The sequence below is a fragment of the Paenarthrobacter sp. 10L412 genome, assembly GCF_056395565.1.
Genome location: NZ_JBFTJT010000007.1, coordinates 30572 through 54740 on the forward strand (window position 1 = coordinate 30572; position 24169 = coordinate 54740).

At 62.3% G+C, this 24169-nt stretch carries 25 protein-coding genes; 14 read left to right on the forward strand and 11 right to left on the reverse strand.

The window, feature by feature from the left end:
- The first annotated feature begins 40 nt into the window (after positions 1 to 40).
- The gene (locus AC1DD7_RS10445) at positions 41 to 571 is read left to right on the forward strand and encodes a ferritin (protein ID WP_431115866.1); all 531 of its coding nucleotides are present in this window, start codon (positions 41 to 43) and stop codon (positions 569 to 571) included.
- A gap of 12 nt (positions 572 to 583) precedes the next feature.
- On the opposite strand, the gene zapE is transcribed toward AC1DD7_RS10445, so the two are convergent.
- The 4 genes from zapE to AC1DD7_RS10465 are packed head-to-tail and all read right to left on the reverse strand — an operon-like array spanning position 584 to position 3722.
- A complete protein-coding gene (zapE, locus tag AC1DD7_RS10450) occupies positions 584 to 1759 on the reverse strand; it encodes a cell division protein ZapE (protein WP_477514908.1) in 1176 nt (391 codons plus the stop codon).
- Positions 1756 to 2751 carry a magnesium/cobalt transporter CorA gene (gene corA / locus AC1DD7_RS10455; protein ID WP_477514909.1) on the reverse strand — a complete coding sequence of 332 codons (996 nt, stop codon included), beginning with the start codon at positions 2749 to 2751 and terminating at the stop codon, positions 1756 to 1758. Before corA ends, zapE begins: the two co-directional genes overlap by 4 nt.
- A 9-nt stretch (positions 2752 to 2760) precedes the next feature.
- Complete coding sequence (locus tag AC1DD7_RS10460; RefSeq protein ID WP_477514910.1) at positions 2761 to 3186, reverse strand: DUF1761 domain-containing protein; 426 nt, start codon at positions 3184 to 3186, stop codon at positions 2761 to 2763.
- Positions 3187 to 3233: 47 nt separating this feature from the next.
- On the reverse strand, positions 3234 to 3722 hold the full coding sequence (locus AC1DD7_RS10465) for an Lrp/AsnC family transcriptional regulator (protein WP_477514911.1): 489 nt from the start codon (positions 3720 to 3722) through the stop codon (positions 3234 to 3236).
- 169 nt (positions 3723 to 3891) lie between these two features.
- On the opposite strand from AC1DD7_RS10465, the gene AC1DD7_RS10470 reads away from it, so the two are divergent.
- The gene (locus AC1DD7_RS10470) at positions 3892 to 5127 is read left to right on the forward strand and encodes an MFS transporter (RefSeq protein ID WP_477514912.1); all 1236 of its coding nucleotides are present in this window, start codon (positions 3892 to 3894) and stop codon (positions 5125 to 5127) included.
- Between the two features lie 6 nt (positions 5128 to 5133).
- Here AC1DD7_RS10470 and AC1DD7_RS10475 read toward each other — a convergent pair whose 3' ends face one another.
- The 3 genes from AC1DD7_RS10475 to AC1DD7_RS10485 form a co-directional block, all read right to left on the reverse strand.
- Positions 5134 to 5640, reverse strand: a complete 507-nt coding sequence (locus tag AC1DD7_RS10475) for an Lrp/AsnC family transcriptional regulator (protein ID WP_431115861.1) — start codon at positions 5638 to 5640, stop codon at positions 5134 to 5136.
- Positions 5641 to 5754: 114 nt separating this feature from the next.
- Entirely contained in the window at positions 5755 to 6417 is a 663-nt protein-coding gene (locus AC1DD7_RS10480; RefSeq protein WP_477514913.1) for a TMEM175 family protein, read from the reverse strand.
- Between the two features lie 9 nt (positions 6418 to 6426).
- Positions 6427 to 7677 carry an MFS transporter gene (locus tag AC1DD7_RS10485; RefSeq protein WP_477514914.1) on the reverse strand — a complete coding sequence of 417 codons (1251 nt, stop codon included), beginning with the start codon at positions 7675 to 7677 and terminating at the stop codon, positions 6427 to 6429.
- 106 nt (positions 7678 to 7783) lie between these two features.
- On the opposite strand from AC1DD7_RS10485, the gene AC1DD7_RS10490 reads away from it, so the two are divergent.
- Positions 7784 to 8758 carry a LysR substrate-binding domain-containing protein gene (locus AC1DD7_RS10490; protein WP_477515170.1) on the forward strand — a complete coding sequence of 325 codons (975 nt, stop codon included), beginning with the start codon at positions 7784 to 7786 and terminating at the stop codon, positions 8756 to 8758.
- Here AC1DD7_RS10490 and AC1DD7_RS10495 read toward each other — a convergent pair.
- Positions 8733 to 9761, reverse strand: coding sequence for a nitronate monooxygenase (locus tag AC1DD7_RS10495; protein WP_477514915.1), 1029 nt, complete (start codon positions 9759 to 9761; stop codon positions 8733 to 8735). The two genes, AC1DD7_RS10490 and AC1DD7_RS10495, sit on opposite strands and share 26 nt — an antisense overlap.
- Before the next feature lie 40 nt (positions 9762 to 9801).
- On the opposite strand from AC1DD7_RS10495, the gene AC1DD7_RS10500 reads away from it, so the two are divergent.
- A complete protein-coding gene (locus tag AC1DD7_RS10500) occupies positions 9802 to 10737 on the forward strand; it encodes an N-acetylglucosamine kinase (RefSeq protein ID WP_477514916.1) in 936 nt (311 codons plus the stop codon).
- Positions 10738 to 10767: 30 nt separating this feature from the next.
- Here the strand turns inward: AC1DD7_RS10500 and AC1DD7_RS10505 are convergent, their stop codons facing one another.
- The gene (locus AC1DD7_RS10505; RefSeq protein WP_477514917.1) at positions 10768 to 11790 is read right to left on the reverse strand and encodes a pirin family protein; all 1023 of its coding nucleotides are present in this window, start codon (positions 11788 to 11790) and stop codon (positions 10768 to 10770) included.
- Between the two features lie 50 nt (positions 11791 to 11840).
- Between AC1DD7_RS10505 and AC1DD7_RS10510 the strand changes: the two genes are divergently transcribed.
- From AC1DD7_RS10510 to AC1DD7_RS10550, 9 genes are all read left to right on the forward strand, one after another.
- On the forward strand, positions 11841 to 13637 hold the full coding sequence (locus AC1DD7_RS10510) for a glycoside hydrolase family 35 protein (RefSeq protein WP_477514918.1): 1797 nt from the start codon (positions 11841 to 11843) through the stop codon (positions 13635 to 13637).
- A 41-nt stretch (positions 13638 to 13678) separates the two neighbouring features.
- Positions 13679 to 14131, forward strand: coding sequence for an NUDIX hydrolase (locus AC1DD7_RS10515; RefSeq protein WP_477514919.1), 453 nt, complete (start codon positions 13679 to 13681; stop codon positions 14129 to 14131).
- 223 nt (positions 14132 to 14354) lie between these two features.
- Positions 14355 to 15542, forward strand: a complete 1188-nt coding sequence (gene rsgA, locus AC1DD7_RS10520) for a ribosome small subunit-dependent GTPase A (RefSeq protein WP_477514920.1) — start codon at positions 14355 to 14357, stop codon at positions 15540 to 15542.
- A gap of 97 nt (positions 15543 to 15639) precedes the next feature.
- Positions 15640 to 16734, forward strand: coding sequence for an ABC transporter ATP-binding protein (locus AC1DD7_RS10525; RefSeq protein ID WP_477515171.1), 1095 nt, complete (start codon positions 15640 to 15642; stop codon positions 16732 to 16734).
- Positions 16734 to 17477 carry an ABC transporter permease gene (locus AC1DD7_RS10530; protein ID WP_477514921.1) on the forward strand — a complete coding sequence of 248 codons (744 nt, stop codon included), beginning with the start codon at positions 16734 to 16736 and terminating at the stop codon, positions 17475 to 17477. Before AC1DD7_RS10525 ends, AC1DD7_RS10530 begins: the two co-directional genes overlap by 1 nt.
- Positions 17474 to 18220 (forward strand): ABC transporter permease, encoded by a 747-nt coding sequence (locus AC1DD7_RS10535; protein WP_477514922.1) that lies wholly within the window; start codon positions 17474 to 17476, stop codon positions 18218 to 18220. The genes AC1DD7_RS10530 and AC1DD7_RS10535 overlap by 4 nt, the downstream gene beginning before the upstream one ends.
- The gene (locus AC1DD7_RS10540; RefSeq protein ID WP_431115845.1) at positions 18217 to 19176 is read left to right on the forward strand and encodes an ABC transporter substrate-binding protein; all 960 of its coding nucleotides are present in this window, start codon (positions 18217 to 18219) and stop codon (positions 19174 to 19176) included. Before AC1DD7_RS10535 ends, AC1DD7_RS10540 begins: the two co-directional genes overlap by 4 nt.
- A 120-nt stretch (positions 19177 to 19296) precedes the next feature.
- Positions 19297 to 20517, forward strand: coding sequence for a pyridoxal phosphate-dependent aminotransferase (locus AC1DD7_RS10545; protein WP_477514923.1), 1221 nt, complete (start codon positions 19297 to 19299; stop codon positions 20515 to 20517).
- Positions 20518 to 20569: 52 nt separating this feature from the next.
- Entirely contained in the window at positions 20570 to 21424 is an 855-nt protein-coding gene (locus AC1DD7_RS10550; RefSeq protein WP_477515172.1) for a polyphosphate kinase 2 family protein, read from the forward strand.
- A gap of 81 nt (positions 21425 to 21505) precedes the next feature.
- Here AC1DD7_RS10550 and AC1DD7_RS10555 read toward each other — a convergent pair whose 3' ends face one another.
- Positions 21506 to 21763: an exodeoxyribonuclease VII small subunit gene (locus AC1DD7_RS10555; RefSeq protein WP_477514924.1), complete on the reverse strand. Its 258-nt coding sequence runs from the start codon at positions 21761 to 21763 to the stop codon at positions 21506 to 21508.
- 69 nt (positions 21764 to 21832) lie between these two features.
- The gene (gene xseA / locus AC1DD7_RS10560; RefSeq protein ID WP_477514925.1) at positions 21833 to 23110 is read right to left on the reverse strand and encodes an exodeoxyribonuclease VII large subunit; all 1278 of its coding nucleotides are present in this window, start codon (positions 23108 to 23110) and stop codon (positions 21833 to 21835) included.
- A 186-nt stretch (positions 23111 to 23296) separates the two neighbouring features.
- On the opposite strand from xseA, the gene AC1DD7_RS10565 reads away from it, so the two are divergent.
- Positions 23297 to 24169 carry a hypothetical protein gene (locus AC1DD7_RS10565; RefSeq protein ID WP_477514926.1) on the forward strand — a complete coding sequence of 291 codons (873 nt, stop codon included), beginning with the start codon at positions 23297 to 23299 and terminating at the stop codon, positions 24167 to 24169.

Genomic DNA, 24169 nt, shown 5'->3' on the forward strand with positions numbered 1-24169 from the left:
GACCGCTTGGCTGTCTTGGCCCGGCTGTAGGATCGGTGCCATGGCTAAGAAGACATTCAATGAGCTGTTGTCCGTTCAGGTCGCCAATGAGTTTGCGGCCTCCCAGCAATACATTGCAGTAGCCGTGTATTTTGACGGTCAGGACTTGCCGCAGCTTGCCCGGCATTTTTACCGCCAGTCCCTCGAGGAACGGAATCACGCCATGATGATGGTCCAGTACATGCTGGACCGCAACGTGCCCGTTGAGATCCCCGGCATCGCCCCGGTTCGCAACAACTTCTCCAACGCCAAGGAACCCATCGCTTTGGCTCTTGAACAGGAAAGGGAAGTCACCCGCAACATTGAGGAGATGTTCCGCGCCGCCCGTGCTGAGGGCGACGCCCTGGGCGAGCAGTTCATGCTGTGGTTCCTGAAGGAACAGGTTGAGGAAGTTGCCTCCATGACCACGCTTCTCAACATCACGGAGCGGGCGGAGAACCTCTTCGATATCGAGAATTATGTTGCCCGTGAGAGCGTAGGCGATGCTGGGCATGATTCCAGTGCGCCCTCTGCTGCCGGCGGCGTGATCTAGCGGCAAAAAAGCTCAGCTTCCGGCGGCCTCTTCGATTGCCAAGGCATCGTCATGATCGGACCTGCCCAGCAGGGACAGGCGACTGGCAATGCGGGCAAGATCCACGGGCAGGACACTGCCGGAGGCCTCGGCGTCCCAGTCCAGGGGTCCCGCGCCGATCAGGAACAAGGTGATGTCCTGATCGTGAAGCACGTCGACGGCATTGCTGAACCGTTGCCATGCGGGCACGGAAGCAGGGTCGCCCCCGGCAGGGGAGGGAACGTCGTCGATGACCCAGGTCTTGAAACTGTGCGCCAAGGCCAGGAAGTCCGCGGTGGAGGTCAGCCCTGCGCACAATTCCGGAAACCCCACCCAGAGCAGGTCCGGGTCTGCGTTCTTGACCACGATCGGTTGCGTTGTTGGGCTCAGCACACGGCTTTGGGACGCGGATGGACGGAAGAGCCCCAACCGTCCCAGTTGTTTGGGCGTGCCCGGCGTGATGATCCGGCCAGAGCTGAAGGCCTTGGGCGCGTCGCCGGGTTCTGTACCTGCTGCAGGAAACCGCCGGAAATCGGCGGGGCCGTTGATCTCCACAATCTCCATCATCTCTTTGATGGCTTCGATCGTGGGCACAAAATGGTCGTGCCACAGGGGATTGGGCAGTAAATCGTCCGGAGCGTAGTTGGACGTCACCACCAAGGGAATCCGGCGCTGCGCCGCGGTGCGCAGCAATCGCGCGATAAACATTCCGTCCCCAACGTCATGGACATGGAATTCGTCGAAGAACAGGACATCGATGTCCGCCAGGAGCGCATCCACCGAGTGCTGTACGGCGGTCCCATCCGCGGAACCGGAACGGTGCGTTCCGGCGTGGAGCCTGCGGAAGAAATCATGAAAGTGGACGCGACGTTTCCGTGCCCGGAGCCTGTCGTGGAAACTGTCCATGAGCCACGTTTTACCGCGACCCACAGGTCCGTGAAGGTAGATGCTTCGCGGCGTCCTCAGCTGTAGCGCGCGACGGCGGGCCGTCACCGCTGCACCAAAGGCCGCCAACTGCTGCGCTGCTTCATGCTGACTGGGCTCAAGCTGGAAACCCAACCGTCCGGCGTCGTGCGTTATGCCCTCCAAGAGCTCCAGGACAGTTTCCGGGTTGCCCTGTTTTCCTCGTTGCGGGCGGCTTCCTCGTTGTGGGCCGAGCGGGGGCGTCACAGCCAGCCTTTCCGCTTGAAAATGAGATACATCAGCATTGCTGCTCCAACCATGAGCCCGATCGCCATTGGATAGCCGAAGTCCCAGTGCAACTCCGGCATATGGTCGAAGTTCATGCCATAAACGCCGGCCACAAAGGACGGTGCGAACAGAATGGCGGCCCATGAGGAGATCTTCTTGACCTGCTCGTTCTGGGCAGCGCTCGCCTCGTTCTGCCGGTTCGCTGTCAGGGTGCCGTCCAGGGTCAGGGCGTTCTGGAGGAGATCCCTGAAGGAGTTCACCCTGGAGATCACGCGCTGGACGTGGTCCTCTACGTCCCGGAGGGAGCGCTGGAGTTCGATGTCCACGCCGTACTTCTCGAAGCCCTTCTCAAGCAGCGCCATGATGTCCGGCAGTGGCTGGATAGCCCTTTGGAATTGGATGACTTCACGGGCAAGTTCATAGATTCGCCGTGAAACCGCGGTGTCGCCGCTGAAGAGCTGATCCTCAATTTCGTCGATGTCGTTCTCGAGTCCGGCCACAACAGGCGCGTAATCGTCCACCACCTGGTCCAGAAGGGCATACAGCACCGCTTCCGGTCCATGCCGCAAGAGGTCCGGGCGCTGTTCCAAACGGTGGCGGACACGCGCAACTCCGCCGGTCTCAGCGTGCCTGATGGTCACCACGAAGTTGGGACCGGTGAAGACGTGCAGCTCGCCGAACTCCACGGTTTCGGTTGCATCGAGATACCGGGCGGGGCGCAGGACCGTGAAAAGGTTGTTGTCGTAGCGTTCCAGCTTCGGCCGCTGGTGCGCCGAAACGGCATCCTCAACTGCGAGTTCGTGGAGGCCGAATTCCTGGGCGACGGCAGTCATCTCGTCCCGGGTGGGCCGGTAAAGCCCGATCCATGCCATACCACCTTGCTCCGAGAGTGTCTCGAAAGTTTGCTCCAGGTTGTGCGGGGTGGCTGTGCGCACACCCTCTACATAGACGGCGTTATCAATGATGGTCACGAGTGAACGCTACTGCATGGCACCGATGATGGCCCCGGCAATGGTCATGGCGAGGATGTCGTGCCCCGCATCAATAACGGTCACCTCAGATGGGCGCCCGGCGAAACCATTGTGGATGACATGTCCTCCGGCACGGAAAACCAAGGCCAGGATCAGAGCGAAGACGCCACCGCCCAGGAAAGTGTTGAGCTCCAGGGCGCTGATCAGGATGGCCAGGAGAATGCTGGTCAGCGCCGCGGCAGTCATCATGGGAATCCAGATGCCCGCACCGCCGTCGATGTTTTTCAGGTCCTCTTCGGTTTTGCCGATCGCTTGCATCCACCGGCGCCCCAGGACGGCCGGCATGTACCAAACGAACCCGATCACCATGCTTGAGATGAAAGCCAGGAGGACAGCGAGCCAGTTGATCTGCAATATGTGTGAGAGCCAATCCATGGTCAAAAGCCTAATCGGGTGCGACCCCTGGAACCGTGTTCAAGCGCTCATGCTGACCGCGTGTTGGTGGAACCGGCCAACCTTTCCATCAGAGGCTCTGTGCGGTAGGGGATATGCGTGTGGAGGGCCAGGACAGTTTCTGTTCGGATCACGCCCTTGGTACGCAGGACGGACCTCAGCGCGGATTGCAGATTATGCGTATCGGTTGCCACCACGCGGCACCAGAGATCTCCACGTCCGGAGATTTCGTGGACCTCCAGCACTTGTGGAATCAGCCGCAGGGCGCCGATGACGCCATCGAGTTCGCGGTGGGTCACTTCAATGGTGATGAAAGCTACGACGTCGTACCCCACCTTTTCGAGGTCCACTTCGCGGCCTGCTGCCTGAAAGACCCCGGACCGGAGCAGCCGTTTAAGGCGGCTCTGTGCAGTATTGCGGGCGATGCCGAGGGAATCGCTGAGCTCGGCGATCTGGATGCGGGGGTCCTTGATGAGTTCCAGCAGGATCTTCAAGTCCATGGGGTCCAAGGTATTCAAATGGTCACTCCGGCTTACTTAGACGACACTACTTTGAGTATTTTGCTCAATTTTCCCACGTTCCTGCTTCGTTGAGCGCAGTACTGCGGCAATCTGTTGCTACCGAAACCTGGCTGCGCCCTCCATCCCACAAGGAACCCCCGCGCAGCCCCGAATCAAAGGCACGGATATGACTGTCTTGAGCGAACTCCGCATGCGTCCGGCCAAAGCCGGCGCCTGGAGTTGGGATGCCACCACCACTGCAAGGCTGGTCCTGGCCGGCATAGTGATGTTCACGCTGCTGGTGGGCGCTAACCTGGCCACACCTCTATACCCTTTGCTGCAGGCCAGCCTGGGTATGTCCTCCTTGGACGTCACGGTGGCCTTTGCCAGCTACGTGCTGGCGCTTGTTGTGGCTCTGATGGTGGCGGGGCATTGGTCCGATCACATTGGGAGGCGGGCAGCACTGGTGCTTGCCGTCGTCATGGGTTTGCTGGGCGGCATCATCTTCGCGAATGCGGACAGTCTTGGCATGTTGTCCCTCGGCAGGGCCTTCCAAGGCGTGGCAGTAGGGCTGGCCACAGGGGCCAGCTCCGCAGCCCTGCGTGAACTGTTGCCCCAGAGGCCTGACTGGGCTTCGCGCTTCACGTTGCTCTCCTCGGCTGGTGGCGTGGCTGCCGGACCCGCGATCGGTGGTCTCCTGTCGCTGCTTCCGGACCCTACGCGAACGCCCTATTACATCCACTCCGGGGTGCTGCTTGCCACGCTCATTCCACTGTGGCTACTCAAGGCAAGGCCCGCGATTGCCCCCGCTGCAGGAAAGCCGGCGTTCAAGGTTCTCGCTCCACGAAAACCCGCCGTCTCCAGTCACGCACGCGGTGCTTTTTGGATGGCATCGGCAGTGGGCTTCCTGAGCTTCGCAGTCTTTGGCTTCTGTCTGTCGCTGGCTCCCGGGTATTTCGCAACGGTGGTGCATGCTGATTCCAGACCCCTTATTGGGCTGCTGGCTGGGGTGACCTTGGGTGCATCGGCGCTCAGCCAGCTGGTGGGAGTCCGCGGACGCTACCTGGTCCCCGTTGCCCTGGCGGTGTTGGGCATCTCGATAGTCCTGGTGGGAGCTGCCGCAGCTTGGTCGAGTCCGTTGTTGCTGGTTGCAGGCAGCGTCACTGCGGGTGCAGGGCAGGGCATCGCCTTCCGTCAGGTGTTCAACGACGTTGCCGGGAAGGTCGAGGCGGCCCGGCATGCGCAGGTCATCAGCACGGTGTACGTCATCACCTATTTGGGAAGCGCGGTTCCGGTGATTGGCTTGGGATTGGCGGTCTCGGCGCTGGGCTTGCAGGCCGCCGTCGTTGGTTTTACCGTGCTGTGCGGGGTTGCGGCCCTGGCGCTCGCTGCGGCTTCACTCCGGGGTGCCCGGCGCGCCTGAGCCTGGCTACTCGGGAAGCGGACCGCGGTTGCCGGGAATGTGCTGGAAGACCATCGTGGTTTCTGTGTGTCCGACCACCGGATCGGTAGCGAGGTTATCGAGCAGCCAGTTGCGGAGGTCGTCAGTATTGGCAACAGCAATGTGCAGAAGATAGTCCACGGAGCCTGTTGTGTGGAATGTGGAGATCACCGCAGGCAGCTTCGGGACGCGTGCGGTGAAGCGGTCGATCTGGTCCCGATCATGGGCGCGGAGGCGGACAGCAATGAGCGCCTGCACCGAGCGGCCGATGGCCGGCAGGCTGAGGATCGCCTCAAAGCCTTCGATGATTCCGCGTTCGGACAGGGCCCTTGTCCGCATCAGCGCAGTGGAGGGAGCGATTCCCACGAGTTCTGCCAATTGCTTGTTGGAGATGCGGGCGTCCTCCACCAAAGCGGCGAGGATCCGTTCATCAATAGCGTCCAGCGGCTCGGCGCTGCCTGAATTTGGCCGAACATTCTTCGCGGGGTTGCTCACGGATCCTCCTGAAATTGCCTTTCATTCATCATAATCACTGAAATCCTGGCTATCCATTCGTTCCTGCTTGCAGTTCCCGAATATTTGCCTGAGGTCACCCCGGTACAACGTGGATTATTTTTGTGCTGTGTCCAGACCTTTTCGCTCGCTGTTCTTGAGGCCCCGACGCCGGAAGAGCCGTTGGAGTGGCTCACTGAGCACCATCAGGAGCAGTGGCAGGTTTCCCATGTCCGGAACAATGAGAGCCAGGATCAGCGCGGCGAGAAAGAGCGCCGCCACGATGGTCCCGGCCTGGATCCCGGACCTCGTGGCCGCCTCGTCCAGGTCATGCAAGTGCGGGTGCGAGCGAAGATAGACGCGAGCCAGCAGCAGCAGGAAGCTCGTAGCGAAAAGGGTGCCTATGTAGACAAGCGGCTGCGCCCAATCCCCCTGCATCTGTGTTGACAGTGCAGTTGCCACCGGCATCCACACAATGGTGAACATCCATGCGATAGTCAGCCACAAAAGTACTGAATCCACGAGCCGGACGTTGCGGAACAGCCGGTGATGGTGCACCCAGAAAACAGAGATAAGGACGAAGCTCAGGACGAATCCCAGAAGGGGATACCGCTCCTCGGCAAACCACTGGGCTGTGGTGCCTTTATGGTCAGCCAGTTCACCAACGCTCTCCATGAGAGGAAGGATCAGCAGCGTCAAGGCGATCGCCACCACGGCATCGGTAAACGCCTGCAGCCGTTCCGGCGAGGACAGCTCCCGGGAACTTGTGACCTCTGTCATGCCTGACGATTATAGGGGTTCCGGTGCCGAAAGCGGCCTCGTTTGCGCCGGCGGTGAGCGATGTACGACGGCGGTGATTACCGCCGTCGTGACGGCAAGGGCCATGACGCTCCACGCCAAAGCCGGCCACCCGAACGCCTGGAAAGCCAGGCCTCCCGCCCAGCCGATGACACTGGAGCCCAAATAGTAGGAGAGGTTATAGAGCGATGCCGCTTGGGCGCGGCCTGTTGTGGCGATGGCGCCGGTCCAGCCGGAACCCACGCTGTGGGCTGCGAAGAAGCCGCCAGTAAACACCACGAGGCCGATCAACGTTGCCACAAGGTTCTCTGCCAACGTGAGGGCGAGTCCTGCAATCATCATGAGAATCCCGAAGAGCAGGACATTGCGCCGCCCAAAGCGCGTGGTGAGTCCGGCCGCCCATCGGGAGGTTACGGTACCGGACAGATAGGCCAGGAAAATGAGGCTCACCAGCGTGGTGGGAAGTCCGAATGGTTCACCATGGAGCCGGAATCCAAGGTAGTTATATACCGCGACAAATCCACCCATGAGCAGGAATGCCTGAAGGTAAAGGGAGAACAGTTTGGGGTTTCTGGAATGGCTACCCAGCGTGCGCAAGGCTCCTCGGAATCCGCTGGCCGGTGCCGGCATGAAACGTCGCTGTTTGGGAACCAGCACCACGAACAGGACCGCAGAAATGGTTGCCAGCAGGGACACTGCCAGCGCAGCTGCCCGCCACCCCCATAGTTCTCCCACTGGACCCGCCACCAAGCGTCCGGCAAGTCCGCCGAGCGTGGTTCCAGCAACGTAGCTTCCGGCCGCCAGTGCCGTGTGGATCTTGGTGACTTCTTCGTTGAGATACGCGATGGCTATGGCTGGGATTCCGCCCAGGGCCATGCCTTCGAGAGTTCTCAGTCCCAGGACCAGTGGAACGGTCGGTGCAAGTGGAACAACCAGCCCCAGCACCGTTGCCGCTCCAATGCCGAGGGCCATTGCACGAACCCGGCCGATCCTGTCTGCGACGAAAGACCACGGCAGGACGCTGACGGCAAGTCCCACGGTGGCCAGGGAGATACTCAGTGCGGCTTCTGCTGCGGAGATTCGGAGGTCGGCCGCCATAAGTGGCAGGACCGCCTGGGTGGAGTACAGCTGGGCGAACGTAGCGACGCCGGCCAAGGCCAATGCGGCAAGCACACGTCGGTAGCCACGGGAACCCTTTGCGTGCCCGTCCCATGCTGTAACGCTCACGGCTTTTTTAGTCACTGGCCCAGATTAGGCTTCCTGGACTGTGCGTTCCAATGCATGATTCGCTTATGATTTATGCAGGAATGCATGATTCTTACTGATGCTGGAGCGGAACGGCAGGCACATGGAACCGGATCACCAACAGCTTGTGCAACTCCTGCCGCTCCTACCCGTCCTGGCAGAATTGGGCCGCACGGAGCATATGACGGAGACGGCTGAGCTCCTCGGCGTTCCCCAGTCCACTGTGAGTCGAGCAGTGGCCAGGGCAAGCGCGATTGTAGGGATGGATCTTCTTGTTCGTGATGGGCGTGGCATCCGCCTGACTCCGGCGGCAAGGACGTTGCTGCCTTATATCGAAGCGGCGCTGGAAGACTTCCAAGCCGGATTGGACAGGGTAAGGCACGAATCGGACGTGGTCAGGGGACGCATCGGCGTCTCGTTCCAGCACACGTTCGGTGAAGCGACGCTGCCCCTGCTCATCAGCGCGTACCGCGGCCGCCATCCGCATACGGTCTTCGAGCTCCGGCAGGGTCCGCGCGACGACTGCCTGGAAGAACTGGCCAGGGGCGATACGGATTTCGCCCTCACCGCACCGATCGCCCCGGAAGGCAGAGGCATCCACTCCCTGCCCCTTTACAGGGAGCCGCTGCGCGTAGTGCTGCATTATCGACACCCCCTCGCGAGCCGCTCAATCGTGCACCTGTCCGAGCTGAGGCATGACCCTTATGTGACGCTGCCCGCCGGCGTCGGCCTCCGGGCCCTGGGCGAAGCGCTGTTGCGCGAAGCAGGTTTCCGTCCGCGGACCGCCTTTGAAGTCCAGGAATCCCACACTGTCCGGGGGCTGGTCGCGGCCGGTCTGGGCTTCAGCATCCTGCCTCCCGCCGGGCCGGGCTCCGGAACTGGCCAGTTCCTGCCGGGGGCCGAGCTGGGACTTGTGGAAGTTCCCATCGAATCCGACCTTGCCTTCCGTCAGATCGGCATGGCTTGGCGGGAGCGCACTTTCGAACCCGACGCCGTCAGGCTGTTCCGTGAGCTGGTGGTCGGGGAGGGTGAAGCGTTGCTGGCCGAGCTTGTCAGAGCGCGCTCAGGAAACCCCTGACAACGTCCTCCGCGGATCCTTCCTTTGCGGATCGCCAACCGGTGCCCGCCCACAGATTAAGGCGGTCAGGATCACCCGCCGCCGATGCTGCTGCCCGGATCGGCGCCGTCAGGTGATGGATCGCCGGATAACCCTCTGGCGCGTCCGCGTGGTCTCGGACGAACTCGTTGACCAGCGAGCGGGCGAATCGTCCCGTAAAGGCCCGGGTCCTGGCCGTCTCCGTATAGCGCGGGTCGCCCAGGGCATCTTTATGCGGTTGCCGGGCTCCGCTTTCCTCCGTGCGTATCAGCGCCGTACCAACTTGCGCGGCTGCCGCACCAGCAGCCAGGACTTCGCGAAGCGCTGAACCGTCGCTGATCGCACCGGCCGCAATCAGCGGAAGGTCGACGGCGGCACGCACCTGGGCGATGAGACCCGCCGTCGTGCTGGATTCTCCGGGTTCGGCCGCGAGGAACGCCGCGGAGTGTGCCCCTGCGGAGCTGTGCTGCACCGCAAGGGCATCCGGGCCTTCCTCCGCTGCGGCAAGGGCCTCGGCAACGCTCGTCACACTGGAGATAACAGCAGTTCCGGCCTTCTGCAAGGCCTTGACCACAGAGCGTCCCGGAAGCCCGAAGACGAAGCTGACGAACTCCACAGGATCCGCGATCAGTGCGTCGATTTTGTCCTGCCAGGCGTCGTCGTCGTCAAATCGAAGGGCTGGGACTGCCACGCCGTAGCGGGCCGCCTCTGCTTCAAGTTCCGTCCGGTACGCCTCCATCCTCGTGCGCGCCGCCGGGGACGGGGAGAGTTGCGCCATATCCGGCACAAAAACGTTCATTCCGAAACGGATGCCCATGGCACGCGCAGCTGCGATCTCGGCCGTCATGGCCTCGGGGCTTTTATAACCGGCGGCAAGAAAACCCAAGCCGCCGCCGGCTTGAACTGCCTGCGCAAGGGCGGTAGTAGACGTTCCACCAGCCATGGGCGCTGCAATGAAAGGCGTATCAAACAGGGAATGCGACATTGCTGTTTCTCCTCGGGGCGCTCCAAGCTAGTCTTTCACGGTGAACAATCTTGACTCTGCCATGCATTCCCACGCGTCCCCGGAGGCACTCACCGGTACCGTGATCGGGCTGGATATCGGCGGCACGAAAACGCGGGGTGTGAGGTTCGAAGACGGCGTTCCCGTCCGGGACGAAAGCGCCGGAAGCTCCAATGTGCAGAACGTAAGCCGCGAGCAGGCCATGGCAAATCTCGCCGAACTTTTCGGAAAGATCGGCGGGGGTGACATTGACGAGGTTTACGCGGGCGCCGGAGGAATTGATACCGACGAGGACGCGCAAGCGCTCGCAGACCTGATCTCTCCACACGTCCCCGGGGCCCGCATCACCGTCGTTCACGATTCCAGGCTGCTCCTGGCCGCGGGGGGAGCGAGCACGGGCGTCGCCGTGATTGCAGGAACCGGCTCGGCCGCGTGGGGTAGGAACGCCGCCGGGGAGGAAGCCCGGGCCGGAGGTTGGGGCTACCTTCTGGGCGACGAGGGAAGCGGCTACTGGCTTGGCCGCGAAGCCGTGCGCCACAGCTTGCGTCGCATGAACCAGGGGCTCGAGCCGGACACGCTGAGCCGTGCCCTGCTGGACTCCTGCGGAGTGGACGAGCCTGGCAAACTGATCGCCTTGTTCCACTCCCCGGAAACCGGTCGCCGTTATTGGGCGCAACAAGCGCGGCTCGTCGTCGAGGCTGCGGACGCCGGTGATGAAACCAGCGCCAGCCTGGTGGACCGAGCGGGGAAGGACCTGGCTGACCTGGCCGAGCAGGCCGTTCGGCAACTGGGCTTGGACGGTCCCGTAATTCTGGGCAGCGGACTGGGCATGAACGTCCGCCGCCTGCAGGAATCATTCAAGGCGCGGCTGGGCGAGCGGGGCATCGTCGATGTCCGGATTCTCCAGCAGGACCCCGTGTTCGGCGTCCCCCGGCTTGTGGCCGAGCAGCGGGCGTAGCGCTTAAACTTAGCCCCGGGTACGGGGATCTCAGCCCCGGGTACGGGGACGCAGCTTGACGCCCGGAAGCGGCGGCGCGGGGATTCGACCGGCTTCCGGCCCGGCGTCAGGACCATGGCCCTGGACCAGTCCGAAGCGTGAAGTGGCGGCAGCGTCGTCGTCGAGCAGGCCTTCGGCTTCCCATTCCAAACGCGCTTTTTCCACTTCCTCATGCGTACGTCCCACGAAGTTCCACCACATCAGGAGGTCTTCCCCGAACGGTTCGCCACCCAAAAGCATGAAACGGGTATCCGGTTGGGCCTCTACGATCAGGTTGTGCCTGCCGGCACCCAGATAGGCCAAGGGGCCCGGCTCGATGTCTTCGCCGTCGATGACCAGGTGGCCGTCCAGCACCAACACTGCATGCTCAAAGTCCGGGCGCAGTGGAAGCTGGAGCGTACCTGCGCCGGTGATGTCAGCACCCACGATGGGGCTGAACATAGTGGCAGGGGAGCGTTCACCGGCAAATTCACCCACCATCACCGTTGCTGTGTAGCCTTCGCCAGCAGCCGCTGGTAGCTCGGTGTGTTGCTCGAAGGAGGGTTCGCGGTGCCGGTGCTCGTCAGGGAGTGCAACCCACAACTGGAGTCCCCGCGACATGGGAATCTCGTCATCCGCTCCGGCCGCCGTAGCCGCAGGCAGGACCGAGAATTCAGAATGGGAGATTCCATGGCCAGCGGTCATGATGTTCAGTTCACCCGGTTTGACCACCACATCGCTTCCCACGCTGTCGCGGTGCCTCACGGCCCCCTCCAGCGGCCATGTCACGGTTTGGAGGCCACAGTGAGGGTGGGGGAGAACGCTCATTGCCACACGGTCGGGACCAAAACTGTCCAGGAAGCACCAAGCGCCAACGGTGGGCAACCCGCGCTGGGGCAAGGTGCGGAACACGTTCATGGCGCGGACTCCACCAAGCGGAACTTCGCGCTCTGGCCACAGCTGGACGCACGGGCCTTGTCCTTCATGGGCAGCGGGGCAGACTTGCTCCGCCGGCGAAGTGTCAAGATTGGTCATGTGTTCATCACCTGTGCATAAATGTTGGAAATTGAGCTAATCTGTTCCGTGTGAACAACGCCCTTTTGAGCTACCACGACGCCGTCCTCTACCGTTCGGGTGAACCGTATCGCATCCTTGCCGGAGCCATCCACTACTTCCGCGTTCACCCCGATTTGTGGCAGGACCGGCTGCGTCGACTCAAGGCCATGGGCGCCAACACTGTTGATACCTACGTTGCCTGGAACTTCCACCAGCCTAAGCGCGAAGAGTCGCCGGACTTTACAGGCTGGCGGGACATTGGCCGTTTCATCGACCTCGCCGCGAAGGAAGGTTTGGACGTTATTGTCCGGCCAGGACCCTACATCTGCGCGGAGTGGGACAACGGCGGTTTCCCGGCCTGGCTCACCGGAATCCCCGGGATCGGCCTGCGCTGCATGGATCCACAGTTTACGGCCGCGATCGAGGAGTGGTTTGATCACCTTCTCCCACACGTCGCCTCACGGCAGGCGTCGGCGGGTGGTCCCGTCGTCGCCGTCCAGATCGAGAACGAATATGGCAGCTACGGCGACGACCACGAGTACATCCGCTGGAACCGCCGTGCGTTGGAGGAGCGCGGGATCACTGAGCTGCTGTTCACAGCCGACGGCGGTACTGACTACTTCCTCGACGGCGGCTCCGTGGACGGGACCTGGGCGACAGCCACGTTGGGAAGCCGGGGTGATGAGGCCATTGCAATCTGGAAGCGGCGTCGACCGGACGAGCCCTTCTTCAATGTCGAATTCTGGGGTGGCTGGTTTGACCACTGGGGCGAACGCCACCACCGCCGCGACGCCCATGACGCCGCTGCGGAAGCACGGAAGATGCTCGATGCTGGTGGATCGGTGTGCGTCTACATGGCACATGGCGGCACCAACTTTGGCCTGGGATCGGGCAGCAACCACGATGGCACCATGCTCCAGCCAACGGTCACCAGCTACGACTCCGATGCCCCCATTGCCGAGAACGGAGCCTTGACGCCCAAATTCCATGCCTTCCGCCAGGAGTTCTACCACGCCCAGGGCATTCAGGACCTTCCTGAACTATCCGTCGAGTTGCTCGCGGATGCGCCGGTCCTTCCAGCGCAGTCGCTGGCCCTGACGGAAGGCCTGGACCTGTTGGATCTCGTCCGCGATTCGGGCAAGCCAGTTAGCAGCGTCAAACCGCTCACTTTTGAAGAGTTGGGGCTCGACGCCGGCATGGTCCTCTATGCAGCCGAAGCGACTCTCCCGGGACGCCCCGAGGCTCCAGTGGAGAGCCGCCTCAAAATCACAGGGTTGAATGACCGCGCCTACATCTGGGTGGATGGTCAGTTTGCCGGGGTCCTGGACGATGTGAATGGGGCCGAAGGGTTGGCTGTCACCGGAACCGGCGTCCCGGCCAAGCTGGAGATCCTGGTAGAGAACCTGGGCCGCATCAACTACGGACCCCTGACCGGGCATGGCAAAGGAATCCTGGGCGGCGTCCTGATCAATCAGCGCTACACCTTCCATTGGACGCAGACGCCCGTGGCTTTGGCTGAATGGGCGCCCGAGGACCTTGAAGGACTGGCGGGAGCGGAATTCGAGGCTGGGGAACCGGGGGATACATATATTGCACTCCCGGATTCCGGAAAGGGCTTCGTGTGGCTCAACGGCTTCTTGCTGGGTCGGTACTGGGACAAAGGGCCGCAGGTCACCCTGTACGCCCCGGCGCCTCTGGTAAAGATTGGCCTCAACAGCATCAAGGTGCTGGAGCTCGTCAAGGCGGGAACCGTCGTCGAGCTCCGCGAAGGACCGGACCTTGGCCCGGAAGAGGCGGGGCCAATAGCGGCGGCCGAATTGCCTTAGTGCAGACCGACTCAGAAGTAGCTGCCAACTAAGCTGGCACCATGACCCTGGAGTTCGATACCCGCCCTGCCGCTTACGCCGTCATCATTCAGGAGGACCGGATTCTTCTCGCTTACTGGAAGCAGGACGGCAAAGAAGGTTGGACGCTGCCGGGCGGGGGACTGGACCTTGCGGAGCATCCTGTGGACGGATGCCGCCGCGAGGTCTTTGAGGAAACCGGCTACGAGGCCCGGATTGATCGCATGCTGGGCATCGACGTCGGGCACTGGCCCGCTGAAGCCCTGGCAGACGGTTCGCTGCGGGACTTCCAAGCGCTACGGCTGGTTTACGAAGCTACGATCGTCGGTGGCGAGTTGACGCACGAGGTGGACGGCAGCACTACCCATGCTGCGTGGATTCCCCTGGAGGACATCGGCAAACTCAACCGGGTCTCCTTGGTGGACGTGGCGCTGCGCCTGCACAATGAGCGGCCTGCTGACGGGAAGCTCAACTAAGCGCGACTTCAAAAAAACTAGCCAAAGCCCCTTGGCTTGGCTACGCTGTAGAACGTTGCCGGCCCGCCAGCTGCCGGCCTGGATGCCGAGGAGGTGGAACTGATGATTGCCATAATCGTGCGCGCCCCGCACTCACGCGCGGCGCACCCTCATCACACCACCATTCCTGTCCCGGCATCAGCCTGCCAGAGGTAGGCGGCCGGGCCTCAGCAGAGGTTTCAACGTGAAAACTTACGCTTCTTCAAGCGACCCAAAAATCAGTTTCAGCAACGCGGGCGACGGCAACCGCCTGGAAGGCCCAACAGCCTACGGATATACCGAAAGCACCGCTGAACTCTTCCGTACCAACCCCGCTACGGACGGCGGCACGAGCGACAACACTCCGGGAAGGGTAGTCCGCCTCGACAGGAACCGCGTGCTCGTAGCCTCGAACAGCGGCCTGCTCCATCTCCCCTATCCCGGGCATGGCTTGGTTCCCGCCACCGGGGACTGGGTGTGGCTTGGGCATAACCGCGCCGGTGAGCCATCCGTCGTCGAGGTTCTTCCACGGCATTCGGCACTGAGCCGCAAGCGCGCGTTCGAGGCATCCTCCGAAGAACAAATCCTGGGCAGCAACATCGACATCGTGGCGGTAATAGTGCCCGTGGACCGGCCTCTTACCCATAACCGGTTGGAGCGGACGCTCGTGGCCGCTTGGGATTCCGGGGCAACCCCGCTGGTCGTCATTACCAAAGCCGACCTCGCTGACCTGGCAGACGACGTCGTAGGCGAAGTCATTCTTCAGGCCGCCGGAGTAGAGGTGGTCACCACGTCCGCAGAGCAGGGCGACGGCCTGGAGGAGCTCCGGCAGCACATCCCGGAAGGGGCCACGCTGGTGCTGCTCGGCCCTTCGGGCGCCGGCAAATCAACGCTCATCAACGCCCTCGCCGGACTCGATCTCCAGGAAACGGGTGAGGTGCGTGCCGGTGACGGTAAGGGACGGCACACCACCACCTCCCGGGAACTGGTGCCGCTGGGAGGCGGTGCCGTGCTCATGGACACTCCGGGTGTTCGCGGGTTTGGGCTGTTCGACGCCGAGGACGGAATGGAGGAGATGTTCGGCGACCTTGAGGGACTGTTCGCCCTCTGCCGCTTCGCCGATTGCTCCCACCAGGCCGAGCCGGGGTGTGCCGTCCAGGAGGCGCTCGCCGACGAAAGCCTTGACGCGCGCCGGTGGGGAAGCTACCTCAAACTGCAACGCGAACTGGCGGCCCTGAACCGGAAACACGATGGCGCAGCCAGGCGGGCCTATCAGCGCGAATGGCATCAAAAGGTGATGTCGGCGGACAGGGGACAGCGCGCCGCGGAAAGACACCGGTACGATCAGGCCGAACAACGCGCAGCAAAGGGCGGCAAACGACGCAAACGCTGAACATTGCCGATTCATTACGGAATACGTGGCGTCGCTGACATCGTCGGTGGTGCTGGCTACGCTGGGTGAAGATCGTCCGCCGAAGATAGGCCCGGGTATGGCTGAAGCCATGATTGAGTTCCAGAGCGTGACCAAGCGATACCAAGGCGGCCAGCCGGCCGTCGACAACCTGACCATGTCCATCGACAAGGGAGCCATCACCGTCCTCGTCGGTCCCTCGGGCTGTGGCAAGACGACTTCCCTGCGCATGATCAACCGCATGGTGGAGCCGAGCTCGGGCACCATCACGGTGGCAGGCAAGGATGTCTCCACAGTGCCGGCAGCGCAGCTTCGCCGCTCCATGGGCTATGTCATGCAGTCCTCCGGGCTGCTCCCGCACAGGTCCGTCCTGGACAACATCGCCACCGTTCCGCGGCTCAACGGCGTCTCCAAAGCGGATGCGCGCAAACGTGCTGCAGAACTTCTCGACGTCGTTGGGCTGGCTTCTGTCCTTGGCAAGCGGTATCCCTCGCAACTGTCCGGCGGTCAGCAGCAGCGCGTCGGAGTGGCCCGCGCGCTCGCGGCCGATCCACCGGTGCTTCTGATGGACGAGCCGTTCAGCGCCGTGGACCCTGTGGTTCGCGATGAACTTCAGCAGGAACTCCTGCGCCTTCAGCGTGAGCTGGCTAAAACCATCGTGTTTGTCACGCATGATATTGACGAGGCCACGGTGCTGGGCGACAAGGTGGCAGTCTTTGCGGTGGGCGGCAAGCTTGCCCAATATGCCGCCCCGGAAGAAATCCTCCGGGCGCCGGCCAACGATTTCGTGGCCTCCTTCGTGGGCAGGGACCGTGGTTTCCGCCACCTCGCCTTTGACGTCGCAGACTCCGTGAGGCTCCACCCCGTAACCATGGTGGGACAAATCGAGGGTCAAAACGCCGGCCGCCGGTCGGGGGAGTGGGCGTTGGTGGTCGACGACGAATCACGTCCCCTGGGGTGGTCCTCGCCCCGGGACGGTGCCGGGCTGATCCCCGGTGGTTCACTCTTCCATAAGGGAGACACTTTGCGCCGGGCGCTGGATTCGGCGTTGTCCTCGCCGTCGGGGTTGGGCGTTGCCGTGGACGACGACGGCAGGGTGGCCGGTGTCTTGAAGGCGCCGGAAGTCCTTGCCCTGATTGAGGAAGTCCGCCGCCACAGGGAGGACGCCACCTGATGGAGTGGTTCCTGGCGAACATTGGCTTGGTGTTCGGCTTGGCCGGCCAGCACCTTGTGCTCGCACTCATTCCGATGCTTCTTGGGCTGCTGATCTCCATTCCCCTGGCTCAGCTTGCCCGGCGTAACAGTACCTTGAGGTCTGTGGTGGCTACGGCTACGTCCTTGCTGTACACCATCCCGTCCCTGGCGCTCTTCATCATCCTGCCCACCATCCTGGGCACACGGATCCTCGATCCCCTCAACGTCGTGGTCGCTTTGACGATCTATGCGGTGGCCTTGCTGGTACGTGCTGCCATGGATGCGTTTGACTCGGTTGACGACGATCTTCGAAATGCCGCCGTAGCCATGGGATTCAAGCCCTCGGCCCGGTTCTTCCAGGTGGACCTCCCGCTGTCACTCCCGGTTCTCTTCGCCGGGCTCCGCGTTGTCTCGGTCAGCAACATCTCGCTCGTCAGCGTTGCCGCCCTGCTGGGAGTTGGCAATCTTGGAATCCTGTTTACCGATGGTTTGCAGAGGACCTTCGTCACCGAAGTCGTGGTTGGCATCATCGCCATCCTTGTCCTTGCCTTGATCATGGATGCAGTCCTGGTGGTACTGGAGCGTCTGCTGACTCCGTGGACACGTGCTGCAGCTGGCGGCCGGAGCCAACCCAAGAACGGCACCGCTTTGCTCACGGAGCCGAAGACCGGACCATCCTTGCCTCACGCCCCAGCACAGCCGGATGCGGGTGCATCGGCATGAGCAACGTTTTTACGGACACCATCGCCTGGCTGACGGACCCCACCCACTGGAGGGGGAGCGGAGGCATTCCCACCCGGCTCTCCGAGCACCTGCAGTACAGCGGGCTGGTGCTCCTCATCGCCGCGGCCATTGCAGTGCCTGTGGGCCTTTACATTGGCCACACAGGACGCGGGAGGGTGGTCGCGGTGGCCGTAGCCGGTGCCCTGCGGGCCCTGCCCACCCTGGGTCTACTGGTTCTCTTTGCCTTGTTGGCGGGCAGCGGCCTGATGCCGCCGGTGTGGGCACTGGTGATCCTCACGGTTCCACCGTTGCTTGCCGGGACGTACGCGGGTATCTCCAGTGTGGATGCCACAGTGGTGGACGGAGCCCGGGCCATGGGCATGACGGAGCTTCAGATCCTGTTCCGCGTTGAGCTCCCCAATGGCCTCCAGGTGATGTTCGGCGGCATCCGGACAGCTGTTCTGCAGGTGATTGCCACAGTTTCGGTAGTCGCCTACTTGCCGCTGGGTGGCCTGGGCCGATATTTGTTCGATGGTCTTGTCCTGCAGGACTTTCCGCGGATGCTTGGTGGATCGCTTCTGATCGCTGCCCTCGCGATCGCAGTGGACCTCGTTTTGGCCGCCTTACAGAGGCTGGTCCTCTCACCTGGCCTCACTCTCGACTCAAGCGGACGCCATACGGCGGCCGACGATCTCACAGCCACAGCTCCCGCCGCGGCTGCCGTTCAAGGAGGTACACCATGAAAAATCCCGTTCCCATGACCCTTACGCGCCGTGGACTCGGCGGCCTCGCGGCCGGCGTCGGTGTGGCCCTCGCCTTGAGCGCGTGCGGCGGCAGCCCTTTGGCCACTCCATCCACTTCTGCTCCCGGTGGATCCAGCGCCTCCAGTGGGCCGCTCGTCGTTGGGTCGGCCGATTTTCCGGAGAGCCAGGTGATTGGCGAGGTCTACGCGGGCGCCCTGAACGCCGCGGGCATTACGGCCACGACCAAGCCGAACATCGGCTCGCGCGAAATCTACTTCAAGGCTGTCCAGGACGGGTCCGTGGACCTCGTCCCGGACTACTCCGGCAACCTGCTCTCCTACGTTGATCCGGAGGCCGCGGAGGTCTCGGCTGAGGATGTGTACAAGGCGCTCCCGGGCAAGCTTCCGGACGGCTTGGCGGTGCTGGACGCTTCCAAGGCAGAGGACAAGGACGCCATGGTAGTCACCAAGGCTACAGCCGAGAAGTACCAGTTGAAGTCCATCGAGGACCTGGCCAAGGTGTGCAAGGACTTCACCATGGCTGCTCCGGCCACGTTCGAGACCCGCTCGTACGGTTTCCCGGGGTTGAAGAAGAATTACAACTGCGAGCTCAAGGGCCTGCAGCCATTCAACGACGGCGGCGGTAACCTGACGCTTCAGGCGCTGTTGGAGGATAAGGTCCAGGTGGCTGACATCTACACCACCACCCCCTCGATCGCCGACAACGACCTCGTGGTCCTGGAAGATCCCAAAAACAACTTCAAGGCCCAGCAAGTATTGCCGCTCTACAGCAAGGCCAAAATGACGGACAAGGCCAAGGACGCACTCAACAACGTGTCCAAGATCCTGACCACCGACGATTTGGTGGACCTGAACCGCGCAGTAAGCGGCGACCAGAAGCAAAGCCCCAAGGACGCCGCAGCCGCCTGGCTGAAAAACAAGGGCATCGTTAAGTAGCGCTTGACGCAAACCGCGTCCGACGGCGGTGACGGACCCGTGCGGGGCTGTCACCGCCGTCGTCGTATCTGTGAGTTAAGTCTCAGCTGAAGTCCATCCCCGGTGTGGCATATTTGATGAATGGCGAATTTCAAGCAGTCCACCAAGCTTCATAATGTCCTTTACGACATCCGTGGACCGATTCTTCAGGCCGCCCAGCAGATGGAGGCAGAGGGTCACCGGATCCTCAAACTGAACATCGGAAACCCGGCTCCCTTTGGCTTTGAAGCGCCTGACGCCATTTTGGTGGACATGATCCGGCACCTGCCCAATGCCCAGGGCTACAGCGATTCCCGCGGCATTTTCTCGGCCCGGACGGCCGTATCCCAGTACTACCAAACCCGCGGGATCCAAAACATCCACGTTGATGACATCTACCTCGGCAACGGGGTCAGCGAGCTCATCACCATGTCCCTCATGGCCCTCCTTGAAGACGGCGATGAGGTGCTTATTCCCACGCCGGACTACCCCCTGTGGACGGCTTCCGTTGCCCTGGCTGGCGGCCGGCCCGTCCACTACCTCTGTGATGAGGAGTCGGGGTGGCAACCTGATCTTGAGGACCTGGAATCCAAGATCACTCCCCGAACCAAGGGGATCGTGGTCATCAATCCGAACAACCCCACGGGCGCCGTCTACCCCGAGGACACGCTCAAACAGATCGTTGCTTTGGCCGAAAAGCATGGCCTCGTCCTGTTTGCAGATGAGATCTACGAGAAAATCCTTTACGAAGACGCTGTCCACGTGAACCTTGCCGGACTGACCGGGGACGACGTCCTGTGCCTGACGTTCAGTGGCCTGTCCAAGGCCTACCGCGTTTGCGGCTACCGCGCCGGCTGGATGGGCATTTCGGGTCCCAAGAAGGATGCTGCCGATTACCTTGAAGGCATCAACCTGCTGGCCAATATGCGCTTGTGCGCCAACGTCCCGGCACAGCACGCCATACAAACAGCGCTTGGCGGCTACCAGAGCATCAACGATCTCATCCTTCCCGGTGGCAGGCTCCTGGAGCAGCGCAACAAAGCCTACGACCTCCTGAACGCGATCCCGGGTGTCAGCACGCAGCAGGCCAGGGGCGCCCTCTACCTGTTCCCCAAGCTGGATCCAGAGGTCTACCACATCCGCGACGACGAGAAGTTCGTCCTGGACCTGCTGAAGCAACAGAAGATCCTGGTCTCCCACGGACGTGCCTTCAACTGGGTGCGGCCGGACCACTTCCGGATGGTGACGCTGCCCAACGTCAAGGATATTGAAGAGGCAATTGGCCGCATGGCGGACTTCCTGTCGAGGTACCCCGGGAACTAGCCTGAGGTCCATGGCCGCGTCACGAGGTCGCGTTCAGGCAGAAAGGCAAGCCATGCCCGTTGCAGTTGAGTTCACCGAAAGTCCAGCCAAGGCGTTGAGGGTTGGGCCCGGGTTTTCACTGGCCAGCGTCGATCCCTCGGCCACACCTGGCTACTCCGGCGCAAAGGCCGACGGCAAGTCTTTGTTGGCCGCGCAGGATGCCCGGCTTGCTGAACTGCAAGAGAAGCTGTTCGCAGAGGGGAAGTTCGGGAGCAACAAGCGGCTGCTGCTGATTCTTCAGGCCATGGATACTGCGGGCAAGGGAGGCATCGTCAGCCACGTCGTGGGCGCCATGGATCCCCAGGGCGTGCAGCTGAAGGCGTTCAAGGCACCCACTGACGAAGAAAAGTCGCACGACTTTCTGTGGCGCATCGAGAAAGAGGCGCCAGCCGCTGGAATGGTGGGAGTCTTTGACCGCTCCCACTACGAGGACGTCCTGATCCACCGCGTCCATGCATGGGCGGACGCCGGGGAACTGGAACGGCGCTACGCCGCTATCAATGATTTCGAGTCCAGGCTGGTCCAGCAGGGAACAACCATCGTCAAGGTCATGCTCAACATCAGCCAGGATGAGCAAAAGAAGCGTCTTCTCGCGCGGCTTGATGATCCCAGCAAGCACTGGAAGTACAACCGGAGTGATCTCGCGGAGCGGGCCTTCTGGGAAGACTATATGGATGCCTACAACACGGCCTTTGAGAAGACTTCCACGGACATCGCCCCTTGGCACGTTGTTCCGGCAAACAAGAAGTGGTACGCGCGGATCGCAGTCCAGCAGTTGCTTTTGGACGCCCTGGAGGGCTTGTCCCTGGAGTGGCCGAAGGCGGATTTCGACGTCGCCACTGAACGCGCGCTTGTGGAGGAATCCTGAACGGCGGAATCTGTCGTTTTTCGTCGTGTGAGCTGGTCTCCCGGAGTCGGTTAGTTCCGGAGCGGCTAGTGCAGGAGCCGGCTAGGCTGTGCCGGCGGCAGCTCCGCCGTCGTTGGTAGCGTCCCTGGCTGCAGCCAGTCGTTTACGGGCGCCCTCAAGCCAGTCCTCACAACGTTTAGCCAACGCCTCGCCCCGCTCCCATAGCGCCAGCGATTCCTCAAGGCTGGCTCCGCCTGCTTCCAACCGGCTGACCACCGCCACAAGTTGTTCGCGGGCTTCCTCGTAACTGAGGGAATCCAAGGAATCCGGTGAAGGTGCTGCGGGGTTGTTCTCTGTCATGGTGGTCCTTCGCATTCGATGATGAGTGTATGTGCCGTGCAGTTGCCGCGAAATCCAGCTGCCGCGAAATCAGCGCTCGACGAGTTGTGCTTGCCCGGTGGACACAGCCCTGAAGCGGCCTTCGGCCACGCGGATGGCCAGCGGCGTGCCTTCGGGAGTCTGAGCCGGGCTGCTGACCACTGTGTGTCCAGCTTGGTCATCACCGACGATCTGGACAACGGCGTAGCCGCGGTCCAAGGTCTTTTGTGGAGACAGCGCGCGTACCTGGGCACGCAAGTGGTGGACTTGGTCCAGCGCCCGGACCACGGCTGTGCTGACGGCGGCATGCGACCTCCGCTGAAGACGGGTGATGTCCTCTGATCGCGCTGCAACGATGGTGTCCGGCGTTGCCAGGACGGGCCGCGACCTCAACGCGTGAAGCCGGTCCGTCTCCCTGTCCACCATCCTGCCAATGCTCCGGCGAAGATGGTCCCGGGCCTGGCGGACCATGGCGAGTTCCTCAGTGACATCAGGAACGATGCGTTTCGCGGCGTCGGTGGGTGTCGACGCCCTCAGGTCAGCCACGTCGTCCAGGATGGGACGATCAGCTTCGTGGCCAATGGCGCTGACCACTGGAGTTGTTGCCGCGGCCACGGCCCTGATCAAATCCTCATTGCTGAACGGCAGAAGATCTTCCAAAGCGCCGCCACCTCTGGCGAGGACTATGACATCCACATGTGGATCGGCATCCAAGGAACGGAGCGCGGCAATGATCTGTGCAACGGCCGTATTGCCCTGGACAGCTACCTCGCGAACGTCGAACTCAACGGCCGGCCAGCGAAGCGCTGCATTACGAAGGACGTCCTTCTTGGCATCCGAATCCCGCCCTGTGATGAGCCCAATCCGGTGGGGGAGCAGGGGCAGCTTCCGCTTCCGGGAGTCGGCGAACAGGCCTTCTGCGGCAAGGGCCTGACGCAGCCGCTCGATCCTGGCCAGGAGATCACCCAGACCCACGGGCCGGATGTCTTTGACTGACATATTCAGGCGTCCGGTCTTGACCCAGAAGTCGGCCTTGACCAGCGCGACCACCCGGGAACCACGTTCAAGGGGTATCTTCTGGCGATCGAGGACCGTGGACCATACTGATGCCGGCAGGGAAATCTCGGCATCGACGTCCCGGAGAGTCAGGAAGGCGTTCCCGCCACGGCGGTTGAGTTCGATGACCTGACCTTCGATCCACGCCGCGGGAGCGCGCTCGATGTGGGCCTTCAGCTTCCTTGACAGCAACTGCAGGGGCCAGGGGTTATCCGGGCTGGTCTCCGCAGCGGTACCTGGCAGCGTCGATTCCGGGGTCGCGTCAGCTGCCATGGGTGATCCGTGCGTTTACCTGCATGTGTATATCCTCGCTAGCTGTGCGGCCGTGGTCGCGGCCAATCGGTCCCTGGGCCGGCCTTCCAACTCTATCCATAGCTTTAGCACTGGAGCCCGACATTTTTTCTATCCTGTGGACAGACCTAGGATGGTGGCACTGGCCCCTTACCCCGAGGATGACTTTTGCGCAGTTTCATTTCCGCGGTGGCAGTGGTCCTCGCCTTGTTGCTCACGGCCGTCGCAGTTCCGGCCGCTTGGGCGGACGTCAATGTGGTCAAGGAGGACGGCTTCGTCCACCTGGCCAGCGCGCTGGGCAAGGATCCCGAGTTCCAAAGCCGACTTGCTACCGCCGCAGTGGGGAACTTCGAGTCCTCCGTAAATCTTCCGGAACCACTCAAATCGGTGGCTGCGGATGCCCTCAGGGAAGCTGCCGCCGGAATGCAGTCATGGCCTGAGTATCCCAAAGCATGGGAAGAAACGGCCAGGAACAGTCATCGGTTGAACTTCGGAGGGGGGAAGCAACCGGAGGAGACGGTGTCACATACAGCGCTGCTCCTGGACATTGGCCCACTCATCAGGCTTATCCGCGACCGCCTGTCCTCCGCCAGCGGACTACAGATTGAGGTCCCGGCGGAAAGTTTGGTGACCATGGGTGAACCGTCCCAAAAGCAACTGGTTGAGCGGGTGGCGGCCTTCGCCCCGCTCTGGTGGCTTGCCGCCCTGGGGGCGGTTGTTTCGGTCCTGTTGGCCCTCGCTGCTGCGCGTCGCCGCTCTTTGGTGATGGTCGCCCTCGGACTTGGGGGCTTGGTGCTTGCTGCGCTGTGGTCGGCGGTGGTGGATCTGGCGGGCGGACTCATGGGAAGCCTCTCCAGTGGCAACGGTGTTGCAGAGCTGTTCAAGCAGGAGTTCTTTTCGGCAGTCCGGACGGGCTTCGGTGAATGGGTTGTCATCGCTGCCGTGGTGTTCGGCGCACTCCTGGCACTGGGGATCATCGCTTGGATCCTGTCCGCGAGACGGCCGTCACCTTCTGCCAGCGGCCAGGGGCCGGGCCGGTAG